The 15992-nt window shown below is 68.5% G+C and carries 15 protein-coding genes; 11 read left to right on the top strand and 4 right to left on the bottom strand.

The features are described 5' to 3' along the window. Positions 1–106 precede the first annotated feature (106 nt). Positions 107–1036: an AEC family transporter gene (locus tag ADL05_RS23640; protein WP_053619200.1), complete on the bottom strand. Its 930-nt coding sequence runs from the start codon at positions 1034–1036 to the stop codon at positions 107–109. Positions 1037–1153: 117 nt separating this feature from the next. Next, positions 1154–1933 carry an ATP-binding protein gene (locus ADL05_RS31260; RefSeq protein WP_231640884.1) on the bottom strand — a complete coding sequence of 260 codons (780 nt, stop codon included), beginning with the start codon at positions 1931–1933 and terminating at the stop codon, positions 1154–1156. Positions 1934–2187: 254 nt separating this feature from the next. On the opposite strand from ADL05_RS31260, the gene ADL05_RS23630 reads away from it, so the two are divergent. From ADL05_RS23630 to ADL05_RS23580, 11 genes are all read left to right on the top strand, one after another. Continuing rightward, positions 2188–3009: a helix-turn-helix transcriptional regulator gene (locus ADL05_RS23630; RefSeq protein WP_082376811.1), complete on the top strand. Its 822-nt coding sequence runs from the start codon at positions 2188–2190 to the stop codon at positions 3007–3009. Beyond that, complete coding sequence (locus tag ADL05_RS23625; protein ID WP_053619198.1) at positions 3002–3196, top strand: DUF397 domain-containing protein; 195 nt, start codon at positions 3002–3004, stop codon at positions 3194–3196. Before ADL05_RS23630 ends, ADL05_RS23625 begins: the two co-directional genes overlap by 8 nt. Before the next feature lie 303 nt (positions 3197–3499). Next, positions 3500–3919 carry a hypothetical protein gene (locus tag ADL05_RS23620; RefSeq protein ID WP_053619197.1) on the top strand — a complete coding sequence of 140 codons (420 nt, stop codon included), beginning with the start codon at positions 3500–3502 and terminating at the stop codon, positions 3917–3919. A gap of 546 nt (positions 3920–4465) precedes the next feature. Beyond that, positions 4466–5623, top strand: a complete 1158-nt coding sequence (locus ADL05_RS23615; protein ID WP_053619196.1) for an ATP-grasp domain-containing protein — start codon at positions 4466–4468, stop codon at positions 5621–5623. 3 nt (positions 5624–5626) lie between these two features. After that, on the top strand, positions 5627–6877 hold the full coding sequence (locus ADL05_RS23610; RefSeq protein WP_156365995.1) for an ATP-grasp domain-containing protein: 1251 nt from the start codon (positions 5627–5629) through the stop codon (positions 6875–6877). Then, positions 6874–8304 carry a coproporphyrinogen-III oxidase family protein gene (locus ADL05_RS23605; protein WP_053619194.1) on the top strand — a complete coding sequence of 477 codons (1431 nt, stop codon included), beginning with the start codon at positions 6874–6876 and terminating at the stop codon, positions 8302–8304. The genes ADL05_RS23610 and ADL05_RS23605 overlap by 4 nt, the downstream gene beginning before the upstream one ends. Next, positions 8301–9560: an MFS transporter gene (locus ADL05_RS23600; RefSeq protein ID WP_053619193.1), complete on the top strand. Its 1260-nt coding sequence runs from the start codon at positions 8301–8303 to the stop codon at positions 9558–9560. Before ADL05_RS23605 ends, ADL05_RS23600 begins: the two co-directional genes overlap by 4 nt. After that, entirely contained in the window at positions 9553–10770 is a 1218-nt protein-coding gene (locus ADL05_RS23595) for an acetyl-CoA carboxylase biotin carboxylase subunit family protein (RefSeq protein ID WP_053619192.1), read from the top strand. Before ADL05_RS23600 ends, ADL05_RS23595 begins: the two co-directional genes overlap by 8 nt. Further along, positions 10767–11156, top strand: coding sequence for an adenosylmethionine decarboxylase (gene speD, locus ADL05_RS23590; protein ID WP_053619191.1), 390 nt, complete (start codon positions 10767–10769; stop codon positions 11154–11156). The genes ADL05_RS23595 and speD overlap by 4 nt, the downstream gene beginning before the upstream one ends. Beyond that, entirely contained in the window at positions 11153–12463 is a 1311-nt protein-coding gene (locus ADL05_RS23585) for a hypothetical protein (RefSeq protein ID WP_053619190.1), read from the top strand. The genes speD and ADL05_RS23585 overlap by 4 nt, the downstream gene beginning before the upstream one ends. Further along, positions 12460–13494, top strand: coding sequence for a methyltransferase (locus ADL05_RS23580; RefSeq protein ID WP_197285909.1), 1035 nt, complete (start codon positions 12460–12462; stop codon positions 13492–13494). Before ADL05_RS23585 ends, ADL05_RS23580 begins: the two co-directional genes overlap by 4 nt. On the opposite strand, the gene ADL05_RS23575 is transcribed toward ADL05_RS23580, so the two are convergent. Both ADL05_RS23575 and ADL05_RS23570 read right to left on the bottom strand, forming a co-directional pair. Then, the gene (locus ADL05_RS23575) at positions 13486–14223 is read right to left on the bottom strand and encodes a hypothetical protein (RefSeq protein ID WP_053619189.1); all 738 of its coding nucleotides are present in this window, start codon (positions 14221–14223) and stop codon (positions 13486–13488) included. The two genes, ADL05_RS23580 and ADL05_RS23575, sit on opposite strands and share 9 nt — an antisense overlap. Beyond that, positions 14220–15881 carry an amidohydrolase gene (locus ADL05_RS23570; protein ID WP_197285908.1) on the bottom strand — a complete coding sequence of 554 codons (1662 nt, stop codon included), beginning with the start codon at positions 15879–15881 and terminating at the stop codon, positions 14220–14222. Before ADL05_RS23570 ends, ADL05_RS23575 begins: the two co-directional genes overlap by 4 nt. Positions 15882–15992: the final 111 nt, after the last annotated feature.

Here is a 15992-nt window from a genome sequence, read left to right as displayed (position 1 = left end):
CTGCCGGGCGTCCGATTCTGTTGCTGACGGGGCTTGGAGGGCTTGCGGTTGGGGCGACAGAACCCACCTGCCGCAGGTGCGTCTTGGGTCGCTGAGGGGCCCGGAGTCACCCGAGGAGGAAGGTGATGGTGAACAGGACGGGGATCGTGAGGAACGTGGTGATCAGGACCACCTCCCGCACCATCACCTCCGACGTTCGGAACAGCGTGGCGTAGTTGAAGACGTTCTGGGCGGTCGGAAGCGCGGCCAGCACCACCACCGCGAACAGGGCCACGCCCTCCAGCCCGAACACCAGCGCGCCCAGGGCCCAGGCGACCAGCGGCTGCACGACCGACTTCAGCGCCACCGCCAGCAGCACCGGTCCGCGCTCGGGCCCGCGTCCGGGGACGCCGCTGCCGTGCAGCGAGATCCCGAACGCCAGCAGCATCGCGGGGACCGCCATGCCGCCGATCAGCTCGAACGGCTCCATCAGCGGCCCGGGCGGCGTCCACCCCGACGCGGAGACGGCCACCCCCGCCAGCGAACCGATCACCACCGGGTTGCGGACGGGCGTGCCCACCGCGCGCCGCAGCACCGGGCCGAGTCCGCGCACGCCCCCGGTGTGCAGGTCCAGGATCGTCAGGCTGACCGGCGTGATCACCAGCAGCTGGAGCAGCAGCACCGGGGCGACCATCGAGGCGTCGCCCAGCACGTAGGAGGCGATGGGGATGCCGAGGTTGCCCGCGTTGACGTAGCCGGACGACAGCGCGCCCACCGTGGTCCGGCCGATGCCCCAGCGCCGGACCAGGCCGAACGCCACGAAGGCGGCCATCACCGCGACGACACTGAGTACGGTCACCAGGACGGGGGCGGACACCAGGACCGACAGGTCCGCGTCGGCCAGGATGGTGAACAGCAGCGCCGGGCTGGCCACGTAGAACGCCAGCTTGGTGAGGACCTCCTTGGCGCCCGGCCCGAGGATCGGGAGTCGCCCCAGCATGTAGCCGATCACGACGACGCTGGCGATGACACCGAAACCGATGATGACCCCGGACAAGGGGCGCCCCCCGACAAAAGCTCTGGTCAGACCCGGCAAACGCTATCCAAGCCAGGACCTGGGCGACACGGCGTGGGTCACATATCGGAGGAGCGGATGACATTTCAGGCGAGTCAGTCACCGCCAGGGCGATCGGAGGCTGTCCGTCGATCGGGCGATCGCGGCGGCCTCCGACTCCGCGCCGACGCCCATCGCGAGCCGGTGTACGGCGTCCAGCGAAGCCGGTGTCTCCGCGAGCGTCGGCCGAAGCCCGGGATCCCGCGGTTCGGTGGTGTCGCCGTGTCGGGATGTCGACATGTCAGCCCACCTCCCCGTGCCTGCGGGCTCACCCGACGCACCCAGCTCACCGGACCCAGCGGGCTCACCCGACGCACCCAGCTCACCCGGCGCAGTGGGCTCGCCCGGGCCTGCGGGCTCACCCGGCGGGCCCTCGCGGTCGATCTCGAACCACACGGTGGTCCCGCGCCCCTCACGAACCTCGTGCACCACGCCCCACCGGTCCGCCTCCAGGGCGACCAGCCGCAGGCCCAGCCCGCCCACCCGCTCCGGATCGCACGGCCGGACGCAGGGTGTGGCCACCTCGTCGCCCAGCGGGCCCTCGTCGGTCACCTTGACCTGGACCCGGCCCGGCAGCCGGAAGACGGTGACGGTCACCAGCCCGCCGGGGCGTCCGCTGCGCGAGTGCGTGATCGCGTTGGTGAACAGCTCTCCGGCCAGCAGGCGCAGCCGGTGCCGCTTCTCGCCGGGCAGACCCGAGAGCGCGCCCAGGCGGTAGCGCAGCATCCGGGCCTCCTCCGGGACACCCGCCACGACCATGGCGTGTCCCCTGACCTCCGCCCTGCGGTCGAGCACGATCGGCGCGCGGTCCTGCGCGTCGCGCGACCTGCGCGGCAGCACCGGGGGGACGTCTCCTCGCCCGTCGCGCCCTGCCCGCCCTTCGCGCCCTGTGCTGTCCCTGAACGTCCCCATCCGGACCACTGATCCCATCCGCTTCTCCCATCCCGGTCTTCCGGCTGGTCAACACCTTGGAACGGGCACGGGCGTCGCGCCAGGGAATGAACAGGGGTGGCGACAGAATGCCGATTCCGGTTGCGCGGGGTCTCGGGATCGACGGACAATGGTTTTCCCGGTCATTTCTCGGTTGAGGAACGATGCGCATGGACAAGCGCGGCAAGGCCAAGTGGCGGCGGGTCGGTGAGGAACTCACGGCGCTCCGGCAGAGAAAGGGATTGAAACAGGCCCAACTCGCACCGGACATCAACGTCGTTCCGGCACATATCTCCGCGTGGGAGCACGGAAAGCGCGGCATGACCGAGGACCAGGCGCTCAGGCTCGACCAGGCGCTCGACGCCAACGGGCGCTTCCACAGGGTGTGGAAGAACGCGAACGCACCGAAGCAGCTGCCCGAGTGGTACGAGCGGGTGCCGGGCATCGAACGCAAGGTGTCCGAACTGCGGGAGTACCAGTGCCTGCTGTTCCCGGGACTCATCCAGACCCCCGACTACGCCCGGGTGGCGATCCAGGATGCCTCGCCCTGGACCTCACCGGCCGAGGTCGCGCGGATGGTCGAGTCGCGCATGCAGCGCCAGGAGATCCTCTACAAGGAGCATCCCCCGCTCGTCTCCATGGTGGTGGAGGCCTCGGTACTCAACCGCGTGATGGGTGACCGCACGGTCATGGCGGGCCAGTTGGACAGCCTGCTCGCCCTGGTGGAGGAGGGGCGGCTGCGCTTCCAGAGCATGCCGTCCGAGCCGCAGCGCCACCCCGGTTCGGCGGGGCCGTTCTGCGTCTACACCTTCCCCGACGCCCCGGCTCTGGCCTCGGCCGAGTACGCGGGCGGAGAGATGCTCATGGATGATCTGGAGAAGGTACAGCAGCGCATGACCATCTTCGGTTTCCTCCAGGCCGACGCCCTGTCGCTGGACGCCACCGTGGAGCTGGTCAGGACGATCAGGAAGAGTATCGATGAGTAGACACGACCACGGTCGGCGCACGTGGCACACCAGCAGCTACAGCTCCGCCGAGGGCCGCTGCGTGGAGGTTTCGGAAGGGATGAGCGTGCAGGTTCGCGACACCCAGAACCGCCCCCTGGGCCACATCGAGTACCCCGCCGACGCCTGGACGACGTTCCTGGACGGCGTGAAGCGGTCTCGCGACTGATCCCGTCCCGCCCTCACCGCGGCTGACCGGTCCTCCCGGTCAGCCGTTCTTCTTGCCTCCAGAAAAGCCGCCAACCCGGACAAATCAATTCCGGGAACTCCAGGTTCCGAATTTTCTTTCCCCAGGCCCTACCTGCGACAACAGCGCCCCGTAGGATATTACTCTCCGGTATTGTCGCCGCCTTCTCCCCCGGCGCCCTAGTCTTTTTCCCAAACCTCCACAAGCGGAGGCCCCGCGGCGATCATGTACGCCCGGGGCCGTGGCCAGCAAACCGTAACCTTTTAACACAAGGAAATTGCCGACATGGCTCATTCTATCCATGCCGTCCTCAACCGTGCCCTGGGCTTCCTCGAAGCCCTCCTCACCCCGCCGCGCGGCCGTCACAGCGCCGCCGTCCTGCGTCGTCGACGCTCCACCCGCGTCCGCCGCTACGCGCCCCTCCCGGCCCCGCCGACGGCCCGGGGCCCACGCCCCGCCGTGCCCCTGACTCCACCCCGCGCGCCCGTCCCGGCCGACGACGTCGCCCTCGTGCGCGGCTACTACCGCGCCTTCGAGGACGAGCGCGACCGCGCCCAGGCCGACGCCCGGGACCGCCTGCGCCGCTGGACCGCCTCAGCCCCCGCAGGCGACCTCCTCGCCCCGGACCCCGACGACCTCGCCGACCTGCGCCGCGTCACCCGCCAGTGGCTCGCCCAGCAGCACCGCAAAGCGGCGGCCGCCTGACTGGAATCCGCACACATCCCCGGTCATACCGAGCCATCCGCCGTGGCGTGACACTGGAAAGAGAGCAGAACTTCAGGGGGTGCGGTCCTTCGGAAAGTCGTCGACCGAAAGGCCGTCACCAGATTGACGTCAATGACTACTCAATGTGTGAAGCGCGGTGGCCGAATGTGGACATGGCGGCTGTCCGCAAGCGGACAGAACAACATTGAAAGATGAATTTTCGATCAGGGGATTCTCTTTTCGTTGTGAAGCCGTCGGCTCCGTTTTCGTGTTGATTTCTGAACCCGGAGAAAGTCCACCGAAGCGGTTCGCGCTGAGTGGGGGCGTTCTGCCTGCGTAGACGATGGGTGGGCGGGCTCCCGGGCCGGAGCCCTATCGGAGTCCGGACGGAGGCGTCAAGAGGCTTGTTCGTGTCTTCGTCGAGGCTATTGAGAATGTCGGTGGGATGGGTGAAGCTCTTGCCCATCCCGGTTCCCAGGGAATCTCTTCACGCCATCAGCACGGAGGTCGAACGTGCCACGTCTTCTTATGGTCGGATGCGGTTGGATGGGGCGTCCCTATCTGCGAAGGGCACACGAACGAAATCTGGACGTCGCGATCCTCGACTCTCCCGAGGCCTTTACCTGGCCGGAGACCCAGGCGGCCCTCACCTCCTCGGACACCACCTATCCGGTCGCGGGCCGCGACCACGAGGCCTGGCTCTCAGCCGCTTCCTCCGCCCTGGGGGATGGACCCGTGCGGGGCGTGATCGCCTTCTCCGAGCCCCACGTCGTGGCCGCCTCGATGATCGCCGAGGAGCTCGGCCTGCCCGGACCCGGCGTACGCGCGGCCCTGACGTCACGGAACAAGGTCGCCCAGAGGGAGCTCTTCGCCCGGCGGGGCGTCCCCCAGCCCCGCCACCACGTGGCGCGCGACGTCGAAGGTGCGCTCGCCTGGGTGGACGGCGCCTGGCCGGTGGTGGCCAAACCCGTATCCGGTTCGGGGAGCGCGGGGGTGAGGATCGTCGGCGACGAGGCCGGCCTGCGTGACTGGTTCGCGGAACGGACCACCGACGAACCCGTGCTGGTCGAGGAGTACCTGTCCGGCCCCGAGTTCAGTATCGAGGCGGTGACGGACCGGGGACGGGTGGTCTTCTCCAGCGTGACCGCCAAGACCACCACCAGCCCTCCACTGGCCGTGGAGACCGAGCACCGGATGCCCGTGGAGCAGGACACAGGCGACCTGTTGGCCGAGGTCGTCGACGCTCTGGGCATGGGCAGCGGGATCCTCCACCTGGAGTTCCGAAGCGAGCCTGAGGGGCCCCGCGTCATGGAGGTCGCGGTACGCACACCCGGCGACTACATCCTCGACGGCGTCCAGGCCGCGACCGGAGTCGACCTGTACGACGCGGTGATCGCCGTCGCGTGCGGCGAGGAGGTACCCGAGCCGCGTGTGTCCGGCGGCACGGCGGCGATCTGGTTCCCGACCCCCGAACCCGGCGAGGTGGTGAAGGTGGAGGGGGCCGAGGCGGTCTCCGCTCGCGAGGGCGTGGTCAAGGTCGAGATCGACGTCGAGCCGGGCGGCACGGTCAACCCCCTGCGCTCTTCGATGGACAGGGTCGGCGTGGTCATCGTCAGGGCCGACAGCTCCGTTGAACTGGAGAGCCGGCTCAAGACCGTCCAGGAGGAGCTCCGCTTTCACACGAAGACCTCCGGCGAGGGGTGACCCGTGCCGTCAGCGCCCCTGGCCGTCGAGGCTTCTCCCGGCCTAGAGGACGTCGTGCTGGTCAACCCGTTGATGACCGGGCGCGGGTTCAAGCAGGCCTGCCGCGAGCGCGGTGTCCGTGTCATCTCCCTCTACACCCTGGATCCGGACCTGCTCACGTCCTTCCAGGAGGACTACACCGAAGGAGACGACGTCTCCCTGTACGCCGCCGACTCACCGTCCGCCCGCTCCCAACTGCAAGCGCCGGTGCGAGCGGTGGTTCCGACGACCGAACCCTCCGTCGTCGTCGCGGACGAGCTCGGCCGGAGCCTCGGGGTTCCGGGCAACCCCCTGGAGACCGCTCCGGCTCGGCGGGACAAGGCGGTCATGCGTGCCCACGCCATGGCCAAGGGCGTCCCGGTGCCCGAGTTCGCGGTGGTCGACGGGCCGGCGGTGCGGGCCAGTCTGGACTCCATCGGCTTTCCGGCGATCGTCAAGCCCGCGACGGGTGCCGGCTCAGAGGGGGTCGTGCTGGTCTCCGACGCGGCGGAGGCGGATGCTCTGCCCTCTCTCGGCGGAACCGACACCTTCGGGAGTCCTGTCCGCTCCTGGCTCGTCGAACGTTACGTTCGAGGACGGGAGATGGCCGTGAACACCTTCTCCTTCGACGGCAGGCACCGGGTTCTCGACGTCTGGGAATACCGCCAGCCCTCGGAGGGCGACTACGACCAGCCCTACTGGAACGTGGTCCGGATGCCCGCCCACGATCCCGTCGCGGCGGACGCCGCCGCGCTCGCCCTGCGGGTCCTGGACGCCTACGAAGTGCGGCTGGGTCCGGCACACATCGAGGTCAAGGCCGGTCCGGACGGCACTTTCCTGATCGAGGTCGCCACCCGCCTCCCCGGCGCTCACATGGTCGACCACTGGGAGCGCAACAGCAGCATCCGCCCCTACGCCGACACCCTCGCCGCCTACATGGGCGAGGACACCGGCCTCCTGCACCGCGACCTCGGCGTCGACCGCGCACTCGGCATCTGCTGTCTGCGCAACGACGACCGGGCCGCCACGCTGGTCGCGCTCCACGGCCTGGAGGAGCTGGCGCGAACCCCCGGCGTGGACGGTGTCTTCCCCAACCTCTCGCCCGGGGACCACGCTCCCCTCACCCGGGACCTGGGAACCCTCCTCGGTTTCGTCCTCGTCAGTGCTCCCGACCACGCAACGCTCAGTCGGCGCATGTCCCACATCCGCTCTCTCGTCACACCGGAGCTCGCATGATCAACCTGATTCCCGGCCCGTCCCTGATGAAGTTCGACCAGCAGCTGCCCGTCTACAACTGGCTCTACCCCATGAAGGGCCAGGAGCTGGACACGGTCACCCATCACGACTTCTACAGCTCCGTGGGCTCCGACGGAGTGCGCAGCAGGGCACTGTACTTCCACATCCCGTTCTGCGACACCATCTGTACGTTCTGCACGCTCAACCGCGGGCTGGGCAGCAGCGGAGACGAGCAGATCGAGACCTACGTGCGGGCGCTGCTGCGCGAGATCGAGACCAAGGGCCGCTACACCTCCCTGACGGACCTGCCCATCCGTGCCATCTTCTTCGGGGGTGGAACGCCCTCGACCCTGACCGCTGACCAGATCAGGCGGATCGGCCGCGCCATCCACGACAACTTCGACCTCTCGGAACTCAGGGAGTTCACCTTCGAGACCGAGGTCAAAAGCGTCGACGAAGACAAGTGCGCGGCCATGCGCGACATCGGGGTGAACAAGGTCAGATTCGGTCTCCAGACCCTGGACCCGGTCTATCGGGAACTCTTCAACGTGACCGCCACGGTGGAGCAGGAGTACGAGGCCGTCGAACTGTTCCGGCGCTACTTCGACTACACCAGCTTCGACATGATCTACGGCATGCACGGCCAGTCCTTCGAGGCGTTCTCCCGGGACATCGAGAAGGCCGTCGGCATGGGAACCGAAACGATCGAGCTCTACCCGATCACCAACATCGTGACGCAGGCGCCGCTGCACCGGGGTTACGCGGAAAAGGGCCTGGAGCCGCTGTCCTTCACCCACAAGATGGCCATGACCATCTATCTCAACCAGTACATGCGCGCCGCGGGATTCCAGCAGCACAACGGGCACGGATTCCTCCGGCTCCCGGAGGGGCAGGAGCCCGGGCCCCACTTCATCTCCCGCGACTACACCAACCTGTACAACACCCACACCTGGTCGCACCATGACGACGAGCTGATCGGTTTCGGCAACAGTGGCATCTCCCAACTCGGCAAGTACACCGTCATGAACGACGAGAACCGGGCCACCTACGTCAAGCGCCTACTCGATGACGGAGACGTCAAGATCAACCTGAGCATCGCCGACGACGTCCCCTACGAGCGCGGTGTGGTGTTCCACCTGCCGTACTTCGGCTACCTCGAGAAGAAGCGGATCCTCTGGGACCGGGTGCCCAAGGAGATCCCCCACAAGCTCGACCGCCTGGTAGCCGAGAGAATGATCGTCGAGGACGACGACGAGTACCGCGTCACCGAACTCGGCTGGGTCTGGTATGTCAACATGATGTACTACCTCTCCCCTGAATCCGACCAGCGCATCCTGGACGACTTCGTCGCCCTGAAACGGCGCACGCGCGGACTGACCGACGGCGACAACCGCATGCTCCCCCTCCTGGACGGGGTGGGTGCGTGACGAGCCCGCAACGTTCCCTGTGGAGCCTCAGCAGGGACGAGCGCACCCTGGTCCTGGGTGCCCTGCTGAACTCGATGGCGTTCTTCGCGGTCCTGCCGTTCGCCTCTCTGTACCTGGCCGACCGCACCGCCCTCACCACCCCGCTCATCGGCGCGGTGGTCGGCGGGATCGCGCTGGTCGCGGCAGTCGGCGGCCTGTTCGGCGGCATGCTCGTGGACCGTTTCAGCGCCATGCGCCTGATGTGTCTGGGTCTGGCCGCCAACGTGACGGTCTACTGCCTGCTCGCGTTCGTGCAGGTCCCGACCGCGATCATCGCGCTTCTGCTGGCGCTCGGAGCGGCCCGGACCCTGGTCGAACCGGGGATGAAGAAGCTCCTGTCCCTGGCGGACACCGGCGACGGGCGCATCTTCCGGATCCGCTACATCACTCTGTGCCTGGGCGCGATCATCGGGCCCGCGGTGGGCGGAGTGCTCTACAGCGCCAGCCCGCTGGCGTTCTTCCTGGTTCCGGCCGGACTCTTCGCCCTGTACCTGGCCGTGATCGTGATACGCGGACGGGAACTGGCCTCGCTCGAAGGGCCGGCGGCCGAGCGCCGCTCCTCCCGCGGCCACGTCGGTGCCGCCCTGCGCGACCGGGCACTGCTGTCCGCGGTGGCGGCCGGCGCGGTGGTGTTCCTGGTCTTCTCCCAGGTCGAGTCGATCATCCCGCTGTACATGAGGGAGCAGTACAGCGATCGGACCGAGTACTACTTCGCAGCCCTGCTCATCTGCAACGCGGTGCTGGCCCTGGTGATGCAGCCCGTCATCATCTGGATCTCGGAGAAACTGGCGCGGGGCCCCCTGGTCCTCGTGGGCTGTGCCTCGTTCGCTCTGGCCTTCGTCCTGTTCGCCGCCGCTCCCCTGCACCTCTCCCTGCTCTATGTCGGCATCGTGTTCTGGACCCTGGGTGAGGCGGTCCTGCTGCCGCTGCCCGACATCGCGGTGCACGAACTGGCCGTGGACGAGCGCAAGGGCACCTACTTCGGTCTGTCCGAGCTGCGCCACCTGGGCTTCTTCGTCGGTCCGGTGGTCGGCGGATGGCTCCTGGACACGAACGCCTCGAGCTACTTCCTGTTCATGGGCCTGTTCATCTTCCTGTGCTTCCCCCTGCTGGTGCGCCGGCAGGCGGCCGTCGCGGAGAACAGTGGGCCCGCAGACGGGGACGAGCCCTCGGGCTCGGAGACCTCCGAACCGGAAACGGCGGTGCGTCATGAGTAGCGGACAGGAAGCGGGGATCATCGCGATCGCCCACCGCGTTCCCGTCTCCGTCACCCCGCTGCACGAGTGGCTCCCGGAGGTCGCCGACCGCGTCGTCCTGGTCACCTCGACCGAGTCCGCCGACGGTTACCGCGCGGTGTTCGACCACGTCATCGCGGTCGACGACTACCCGGACAACGACGCCGTCGTCGACCACCTGGACGAGCTGTGCCGCACCCGGCGGGTGGAGCGGATCGTGTGCGGTACCGAGGACGACACCCTCAGGGTCGCCCGGGTGCGTGACCGGTGGAACGTGCCCGGAATGGGTGCGGACCAGGCTCTGCTCTTCCGGGACAAGCTGAGGATGAAGGACGCCGTGTCCGACGTGGTGCGCACACCCGGTTACATGGTTCCGCGGACCATGGAGAGCGCTGTGGAGTTCGCGGCACGGTTCGGCTGGCCACTGGTGGTCAAACCGCGGCTGGGATACGGATCCCGGGGCGTGGCCGTGGTGCGCGACGCGTCGTCCCTGCGTGACGAACTCGCCGGCAGGCCCGCGGACGACGTCCTTGTGGAGGAGTTCGTCCCCGGCACCGTCTACCACGTCGACGGGTTCGCCCACCAGGGCCGCGTCATCTGGTCGGTGGCCTCGCGCTATCTCAACACCTGCCTGTCCTGGCAGGACGGCGAGAGCCTCGGCAGCGCCCAACTCGACTCCGAGGACCCCCTCGCACAGCGCCTGGCCTCCTTCGCCCAGGACGTGTCCGAGGCGCTGTCCCCAACGGACACCACGCCGTTCCACCTGGAGGTGTTCCACCGCTCCGGTACCGACGACCTGTACTTCTGTGAGACGGCCGCGCGCACCGGGGGAGGACGGATCCTGGACGTGCTGGAACACGCGACCGGAATGAACTGCGTGCGTGAGTGGTACCGGGCCCAGTGCGGCCTCTCCCAACGGGCGGCACTGCCGCGGTGGTCGTCCCAGCGCTTCGGATTCCTCCTGGTGCCGCCACGGAAGGGCACTCTGCTGTCGCTCCTGGAGGAACAGCCGGACCACGTCCTCGACCTGTCGCTCAACGCCTCGCCCCCGCAGCGCTTCGGCGGGGCGGCGGCGAGTACCGACACCGTGATGAGCCTCGTGACCCAGGGCGAGAACAACCGACGACTCCAGGACAACCTGCACGCGTGTGCCGACTGGGCGTCCCGGGCCATGGAATGGGAGACAGAGTGAACGATTTCGACTTCACCGGAACACATGTCCTGTGCGACATCAGCGCGGTGGCCCCGGAACTGATCGAGAACGACGACCACGTCCTGAAAGCAGTGCTCCGCGGGATCGAGGCTTCGGGGGCGACTCTGTGCGGAACCCAGTCCAAGAAGTTCGAGCCGCTGGGAGTGACCGCGGTCTTCGTCCTGTCGGAGTCGCACGTGTCCGTCCACACCTACCCGGAACGGTGCTCCCTCTTCGTTGACGCGTTCACCTGCGGAACCACGTGCGATCCGGAGCGGATCGTGCACGAGGTGCTGCGTGCGCTCGGCCCGTGCGAGACCCGGACCAGCGTCATCCACCGGGGAACCCCGGCGCGCTCTCTGACGAGTGTCGTGGGGGCGCTGTGAGCACGCCGGTCGACCTCCGAGCGGAGACGGAGATCATCGGCGCCGAACGGGCGGGCGTCGGTGGAGCGAGCCTCCGAGTCCTGGGGCCCGCGGCCGGCACCAGGGCACTGCTCGAGGCCAGGAGGTCCGTACTGGAATGGTCCGAGGCCCAGCAGCGGGGACGGCTGAGTCCGTTCCCCTACGCGGAGACCATCGCCCACCTGCGTTCCGTGGGGCGGTCCCGAGCGGACGGTGAGCTCCGGTCCCATCTGCGCGCCGCCCTCGACCATGCCTGGCCCGGAGCGGGTCCCCTGCGCGAGTGGCTGCCCATGACCATGGACCAGGAGGACGGGGACTACGACTCCTACATCGGCAACGCGGTTCTCACCGCGGCGTCGGCCTCCGACGGCTGCCTGCTCTCAGAGCAGCTCGTGGACGGGACCATCGTGGCCGCGGCCTCGGACCTCGTTCTCCTGGAGGCCGAGGCGGCCGCGGCCGAACCCTCCGCGACCCAGTCCGCGCGGCTACGCTCCACAGTCCGTGTTCTGGCGCTGGTGCGCGACCTGGCCCCTGACTTCCCTCTGGCGACCCACCTGTTCGACGGTCTGTCGGGACTGTTGGAGAGCAGCTCGGAGCAGACGGCCCACGACGCGTACCGGTACGCCGCCGCCATAGCCGAGCAGGTCCCCTCCCTGGTGCGGGACGCCGTGGACATCACCCTGCTGCCCACCACCCGGCTGCACGACGAGCAGATGTTCGTGCGCTGCATCCAGATCTTCGAGGGCCTCTACCGGCAGGTGGCCGACCGGGTGGCCCAGGCGGCCATCGCGCTGGAGGGCGGCGACACCGTGCGGGCCCACACGGTCCTGCGGGAGGGCACTCAGAGAGTGGCGGCCACCCGGGTCCTGTACAGGGTGCTGACGACCATGCCGCGCGAGGCGTTCGCGGTCATCCGCGCGCACACGCACGGACGCAGCGCGGTACAGTCCCGGCCCTATCGGCAGGTGGAGGACCTGAGCGCGCCACGAGCCAGGGAGGGGGATCCGCTTTCACCGGAGACCCGGGACGGGATGACCCTGCAGACGGGTTTCCTGCGGTTGGAGCGGTCCCTCGGCGCGGAGGCCGTGGCGCCCGTCCGGGAGGCGATGCACGAACTCGACTCCGCCTGGCGCACCATGAAGCGGAGCCACTGGGGCGTGACGCTGAAGATCATCGGGCGGGTACGCGGCACCGGCGGGACGGCAGGAGCCGACTATCTGCGTGTCACCGCCGAACAGCCGCTCTTCCCCGTACTGGTCGACCCCGCTCTGGCAAGGGACGTGCAATGAACACGGAAACGACAACGGACACGGGCGCGGAGGCGGCAGCCACGGGTACGGACACGGCGGCCGAACTCAACAACGCGCTGCGGCACAAGATCATGGGGTTCATCGTCTCCCAGGCCCTGTGCGCCGTCACACGCGTCGGGGTGCCCGACCTGTTGGCGTACGGTCCCCGCGGCGTCGACGAACTCGCGGGACTGAGCGGTACCGATCCCGACGCCCTCAGCCGCTTCCTGCGGGTGCTGGCGGCCGAGGGAGTCCTCGTCGACCGGGGGGCGGGTGTCTACGCCCTGTCACCGATGGGGGAGCTTCTGCTCGGTGACACCCCAGGGTCCCTGCGGTACTTCACCGATCTGATGGCCGGTGAGGCCTACACCGTCTGGGGGTCGGCGGAGGAATCGCTGCGCACGGGGCGGCCCGCGTTCGCATCGGTGTTCGGTGCCCCCTACTTCACCTGGTTGTCCCGCACCCCTGAGGCGGCCGAGCGCTTCGACTCCGCACAGGCGGGCCTGGTGGAGCTGCGCCTGGTTCCACTACTGGAATGGGAGTGGTCGCGGGCGCGGTCGGTCGTGGACGTGGGTGGTGGCGACGGAACGCTGCTGCGCCGGCTGCTCACCGAACACGCCCACCTGTCCTGCACCGTGTTCGACCTTCCCCATGTCGTGGCCGGAGCGTGTACCGGGAGCATCGACCGGGTCGGTGGCGACTTCTTCACCGAAGTCCCCCAGGGAGCGGACGTCTACGTGCTGTCGCAGATCCTGCACGACTGGGACGACGAGAGCGCCGTCCGGATCCTGCGGTCCTGCCGCAGGGCGATGGCTTCGGACGGACGCCTCCTCGTGGTCGAGCAGGTCCTACGCGACACCGGGGAGCCCGACGCGGCCCTGCTGCTGGACCTGCACATGCTCGTGCTGCTCGGGGGCAGGGAGCGGACGCTCCAGGACTGGGAGGAGCTGTTCGCGGAAGGTGGGTTCGCCCTGGTCGGGACCCGGCAGGGTCCCAGGTCGACGATGCTGGAGGCACGACCGTCAGGGTGAGGCCGTGAGAGCTCGTTCCAGGGCGTCCTCCGCCCGTTCCCGGTCCCAGCGGAAGGCACGTTGGAGCTGCCGTGGGGTGGCCTCGACCATGGTGTCCGTGAAACGGGCGGCGGCCGACGCGTCTCGTTCCGCCCGCGGCCGTGGCCCCGGCACGTCGAACGCCCGTGCGGTCAGCTCGACCACCGAGGCGGGCCAGCCGGGCCCGCCGGAGGTGACCCCGTAGTAGGTGATGAGGAGCGAGCGGCAGAGTTCGGCGGCCACCTTGTCGAACTCCCTGGACTTGAGCCCGAGCACGGCACGGGCGGTGCGGGTGTCCGTCGGTCCTTCCAGGAGCAGCAGTTCGGCCAACCGGCGAGCGTTCGGGCCGAGGTGGGTGCAGCGGGTGAAGTCGTCTGGTGCGCCGGGGTACTCGTACAGGTCGGCGAGTAGGTCCGGGCTGAGCAGGGTCTGCCGACCTCCCAGGTAGCGGCCGAGCCAGGCACGGCCCTGGACGGTCAGGGTGTCCTTCCACGTCCACAGCCTCTCCAGGTCCTCTCCCCACCCGGCGGGCAGCATGCGGGCCCCGTCGTCCCGGGAGATCTCCCGCAGGCAGGGATAGGTGGGGCGGTTACCGCCGAACAGCACGGCGAAACCGACGTCGTCGACGAACTCCCGAGCCTCGTCCATGGTGCGGATGGTGGGGCGGTCGCACCACCAGCGGTTGAGACGGGCTTGTGTGAGGTCGCTCATGCCAGCTCCTGGTGGGGGTCGTGTACGAGGTGGCCGCCGACGAGAGTCAGATCCGCCCGGGCGGCCTCCAGGGCCTGTGGGCCGAGGGTGACGACGTCGTGGCTCAGGACCGCCAGGTCAGCGGGGGAACCAGGGGCCAGGGTCGCTGCGGTCCCTGTGACGTGCCCCGCCCCCGAGGTATAGGCGCGCAGGGCATCGATCACGGACAGCCGCTCAGCGGGATTGAGGGCGCGCTGGGCGTCCTCGGGACGCAACCAGGGGGCGCTGGGCACCGAAGGCAGGCGGGTGACGGCGACGTACATGCCCCAGAGGGGGTTCTGGCTGCTGACCGGCCAGTCGCTCCCCGCCGCGAGTCGGGTCCCATACGCCAGCAGGCTGCCGAACGGGTACTGGCGTTCGATGCGCTCCTCGCCGATCAAGGGGCCGAACACCTCGCGGGTGGCCGGTGTCTCCGCGGCCCAGAGCGGTTGGACGACCGCGGTGATCCCGAGTTCGGTGAATCGGGGCAGGTCGTCGGGTGCGACCAGCTGCAAGTGGGCGATCTGGTGTCGGGGCCGATCGTGTGGCCCTGGTGTCGTCGCCCGGGCCTCACGGACCGCGTCCAGACACTCCCGTGCCGCCAGGTCGCCCACCGCATGGAAATGTACGGAGAACCCTTCCCTCTCCAGCGCTGAGACCGCCCGGACGAGTTCCCGGGATTCGAGCCTGCCGCTTCCGGGGGACCAACCGTTCGTGTAGGGGGAGATGAGGGCAGCCCATCCGTTCTCACAGATGCCGTCCTGCATGATCTTGACCGTTTCGGCGCGCAACCCGGATTTCCGCGCCAGATCCCTCCGGTGAAGGAGTTCGTCGAGTTGCCCGACTCCCCTTCCCGGATCCCACCACAGGGCTAGGGAGACCCTTCCGGTGAGCTTTTTCTTCCGAGCCAGTTCCAGATACGCGGGAAAGGGATCCGGGAGTCCCATGTAAGGGCCGACGAGCGCGTCCTGCCAGGCCGTTATGCCATATTCGTGCAGTCGCTTCTGCGCTGTCAGTAGCGCGTCTTCGACCCGCTCCGCTGTCAACGGAGGAAGATGACCGGAGATCAGGTCGACGGCGGTTTCATGGAGTGTTCCGGTAGGGCGCCCCCGGCCGTCCCGTGCGATGCGACCGTGCCGGGGGTCCGGGGTGTCGGTGCCGATACCCGCCACGTCGAGAGCGGCGCTGTTCACCCAGGCATCGTGCATGTCCGCGCCGAGCAGGTACACGGGGCGGTCCGGCACAGCCGTGTCCAGGAGCTTCGCGGTCGGCAGCCCTCCCGGGAAGATGCTTGAGGTCCAGCCGAACCCGACCACCCAAGGGGCTTGCGGGTCGCGGAGGGCGTATGCGCGTACCAGCTCGAGAGTCCGTTCCGGGTCAGCGGCCTCACGCAGGTCGCACCAGGTGTCGATGATCCCACCCGCGAGCGGATGGACGTGGGCGTCCTGGAGGCCTGGGCACAGCAAACGCCCCCCGAGGTCGACGACCCTGGTTGACCCGCGTGCATACGAGGAAAGGTCGGAAGAGGTTCCGACCGCCTCGATCCTCCCCTTTCTCACCGCGACGGCATTTGCGTTCGGAATCAGGTCGTGGCCATCGAAAACCGGTCCTCCAACGAAAAGCAGATCGTCGTCGATCACGGAGTTCGCCACCATTCTCTGGGCCGGGTTGAGCGTAGAGTACCACGAGAGTGCATAATGTTCCGTCGGGATCATGAGTTGTCAGGAAGCCATGATGTGCGCGCACGGGCG

The sequence above is a fragment of the Nocardiopsis sp. NRRL B-16309 genome, from assembly GCF_001279585.1.
Taxonomy (GTDB): Bacteria; Actinomycetota; Actinomycetes; order Streptosporangiales; family Streptosporangiaceae; genus Nocardiopsis.
This window is presented reverse-complemented; position numbering and strand designations above follow the sequence as displayed.

What these genes read in the sequence shown, in the direction of transcription:
- ADL05_RS23580 (WP_197285909.1), top strand. Translation starts at nt 12,460, where the DNA reads ATGAACACGGAAACGACAACGGACACGGGCGCGGAGGCGGCAGCCACG.
- ADL05_RS23605 (WP_053619194.1), top strand. Translation starts at nt 6,874, where the DNA reads ATGATCAACCTGATTCCCGGCCCGTCCCTGATGAAGTTCGACCAGCAG.
- ADL05_RS23625 (WP_053619198.1), top strand. Translation starts at nt 3,002, where the DNA reads ATGAGTAGACACGACCACGGTCGGCGCACGTGGCACACCAGCAGCTAC.
- ADL05_RS23615 (WP_053619196.1), top strand. Translation starts at nt 4,466, where the DNA reads ATGGGGCGTCCCTATCTGCGAAGGGCACACGAACGAAATCTGGACGTC.
- ADL05_RS23575 (WP_053619189.1), bottom strand. Translation starts at nt 14,223, where the DNA reads ATGAGCGACCTCACACAAGCCCGTCTCAACCGCTGGTGGTGCGACCGC.
- ADL05_RS23630 (WP_082376811.1), top strand. Translation starts at nt 2,188, where the DNA reads ATGCGCATGGACAAGCGCGGCAAGGCCAAGTGGCGGCGGGTCGGTGAG.
- ADL05_RS23620 (WP_053619197.1), top strand. Translation starts at nt 3,500, where the DNA reads ATGGCTCATTCTATCCATGCCGTCCTCAACCGTGCCCTGGGCTTCCTC.
- ADL05_RS23595 (WP_053619192.1), top strand. Translation starts at nt 9,553, where the DNA reads ATGAGTAGCGGACAGGAAGCGGGGATCATCGCGATCGCCCACCGCGTT.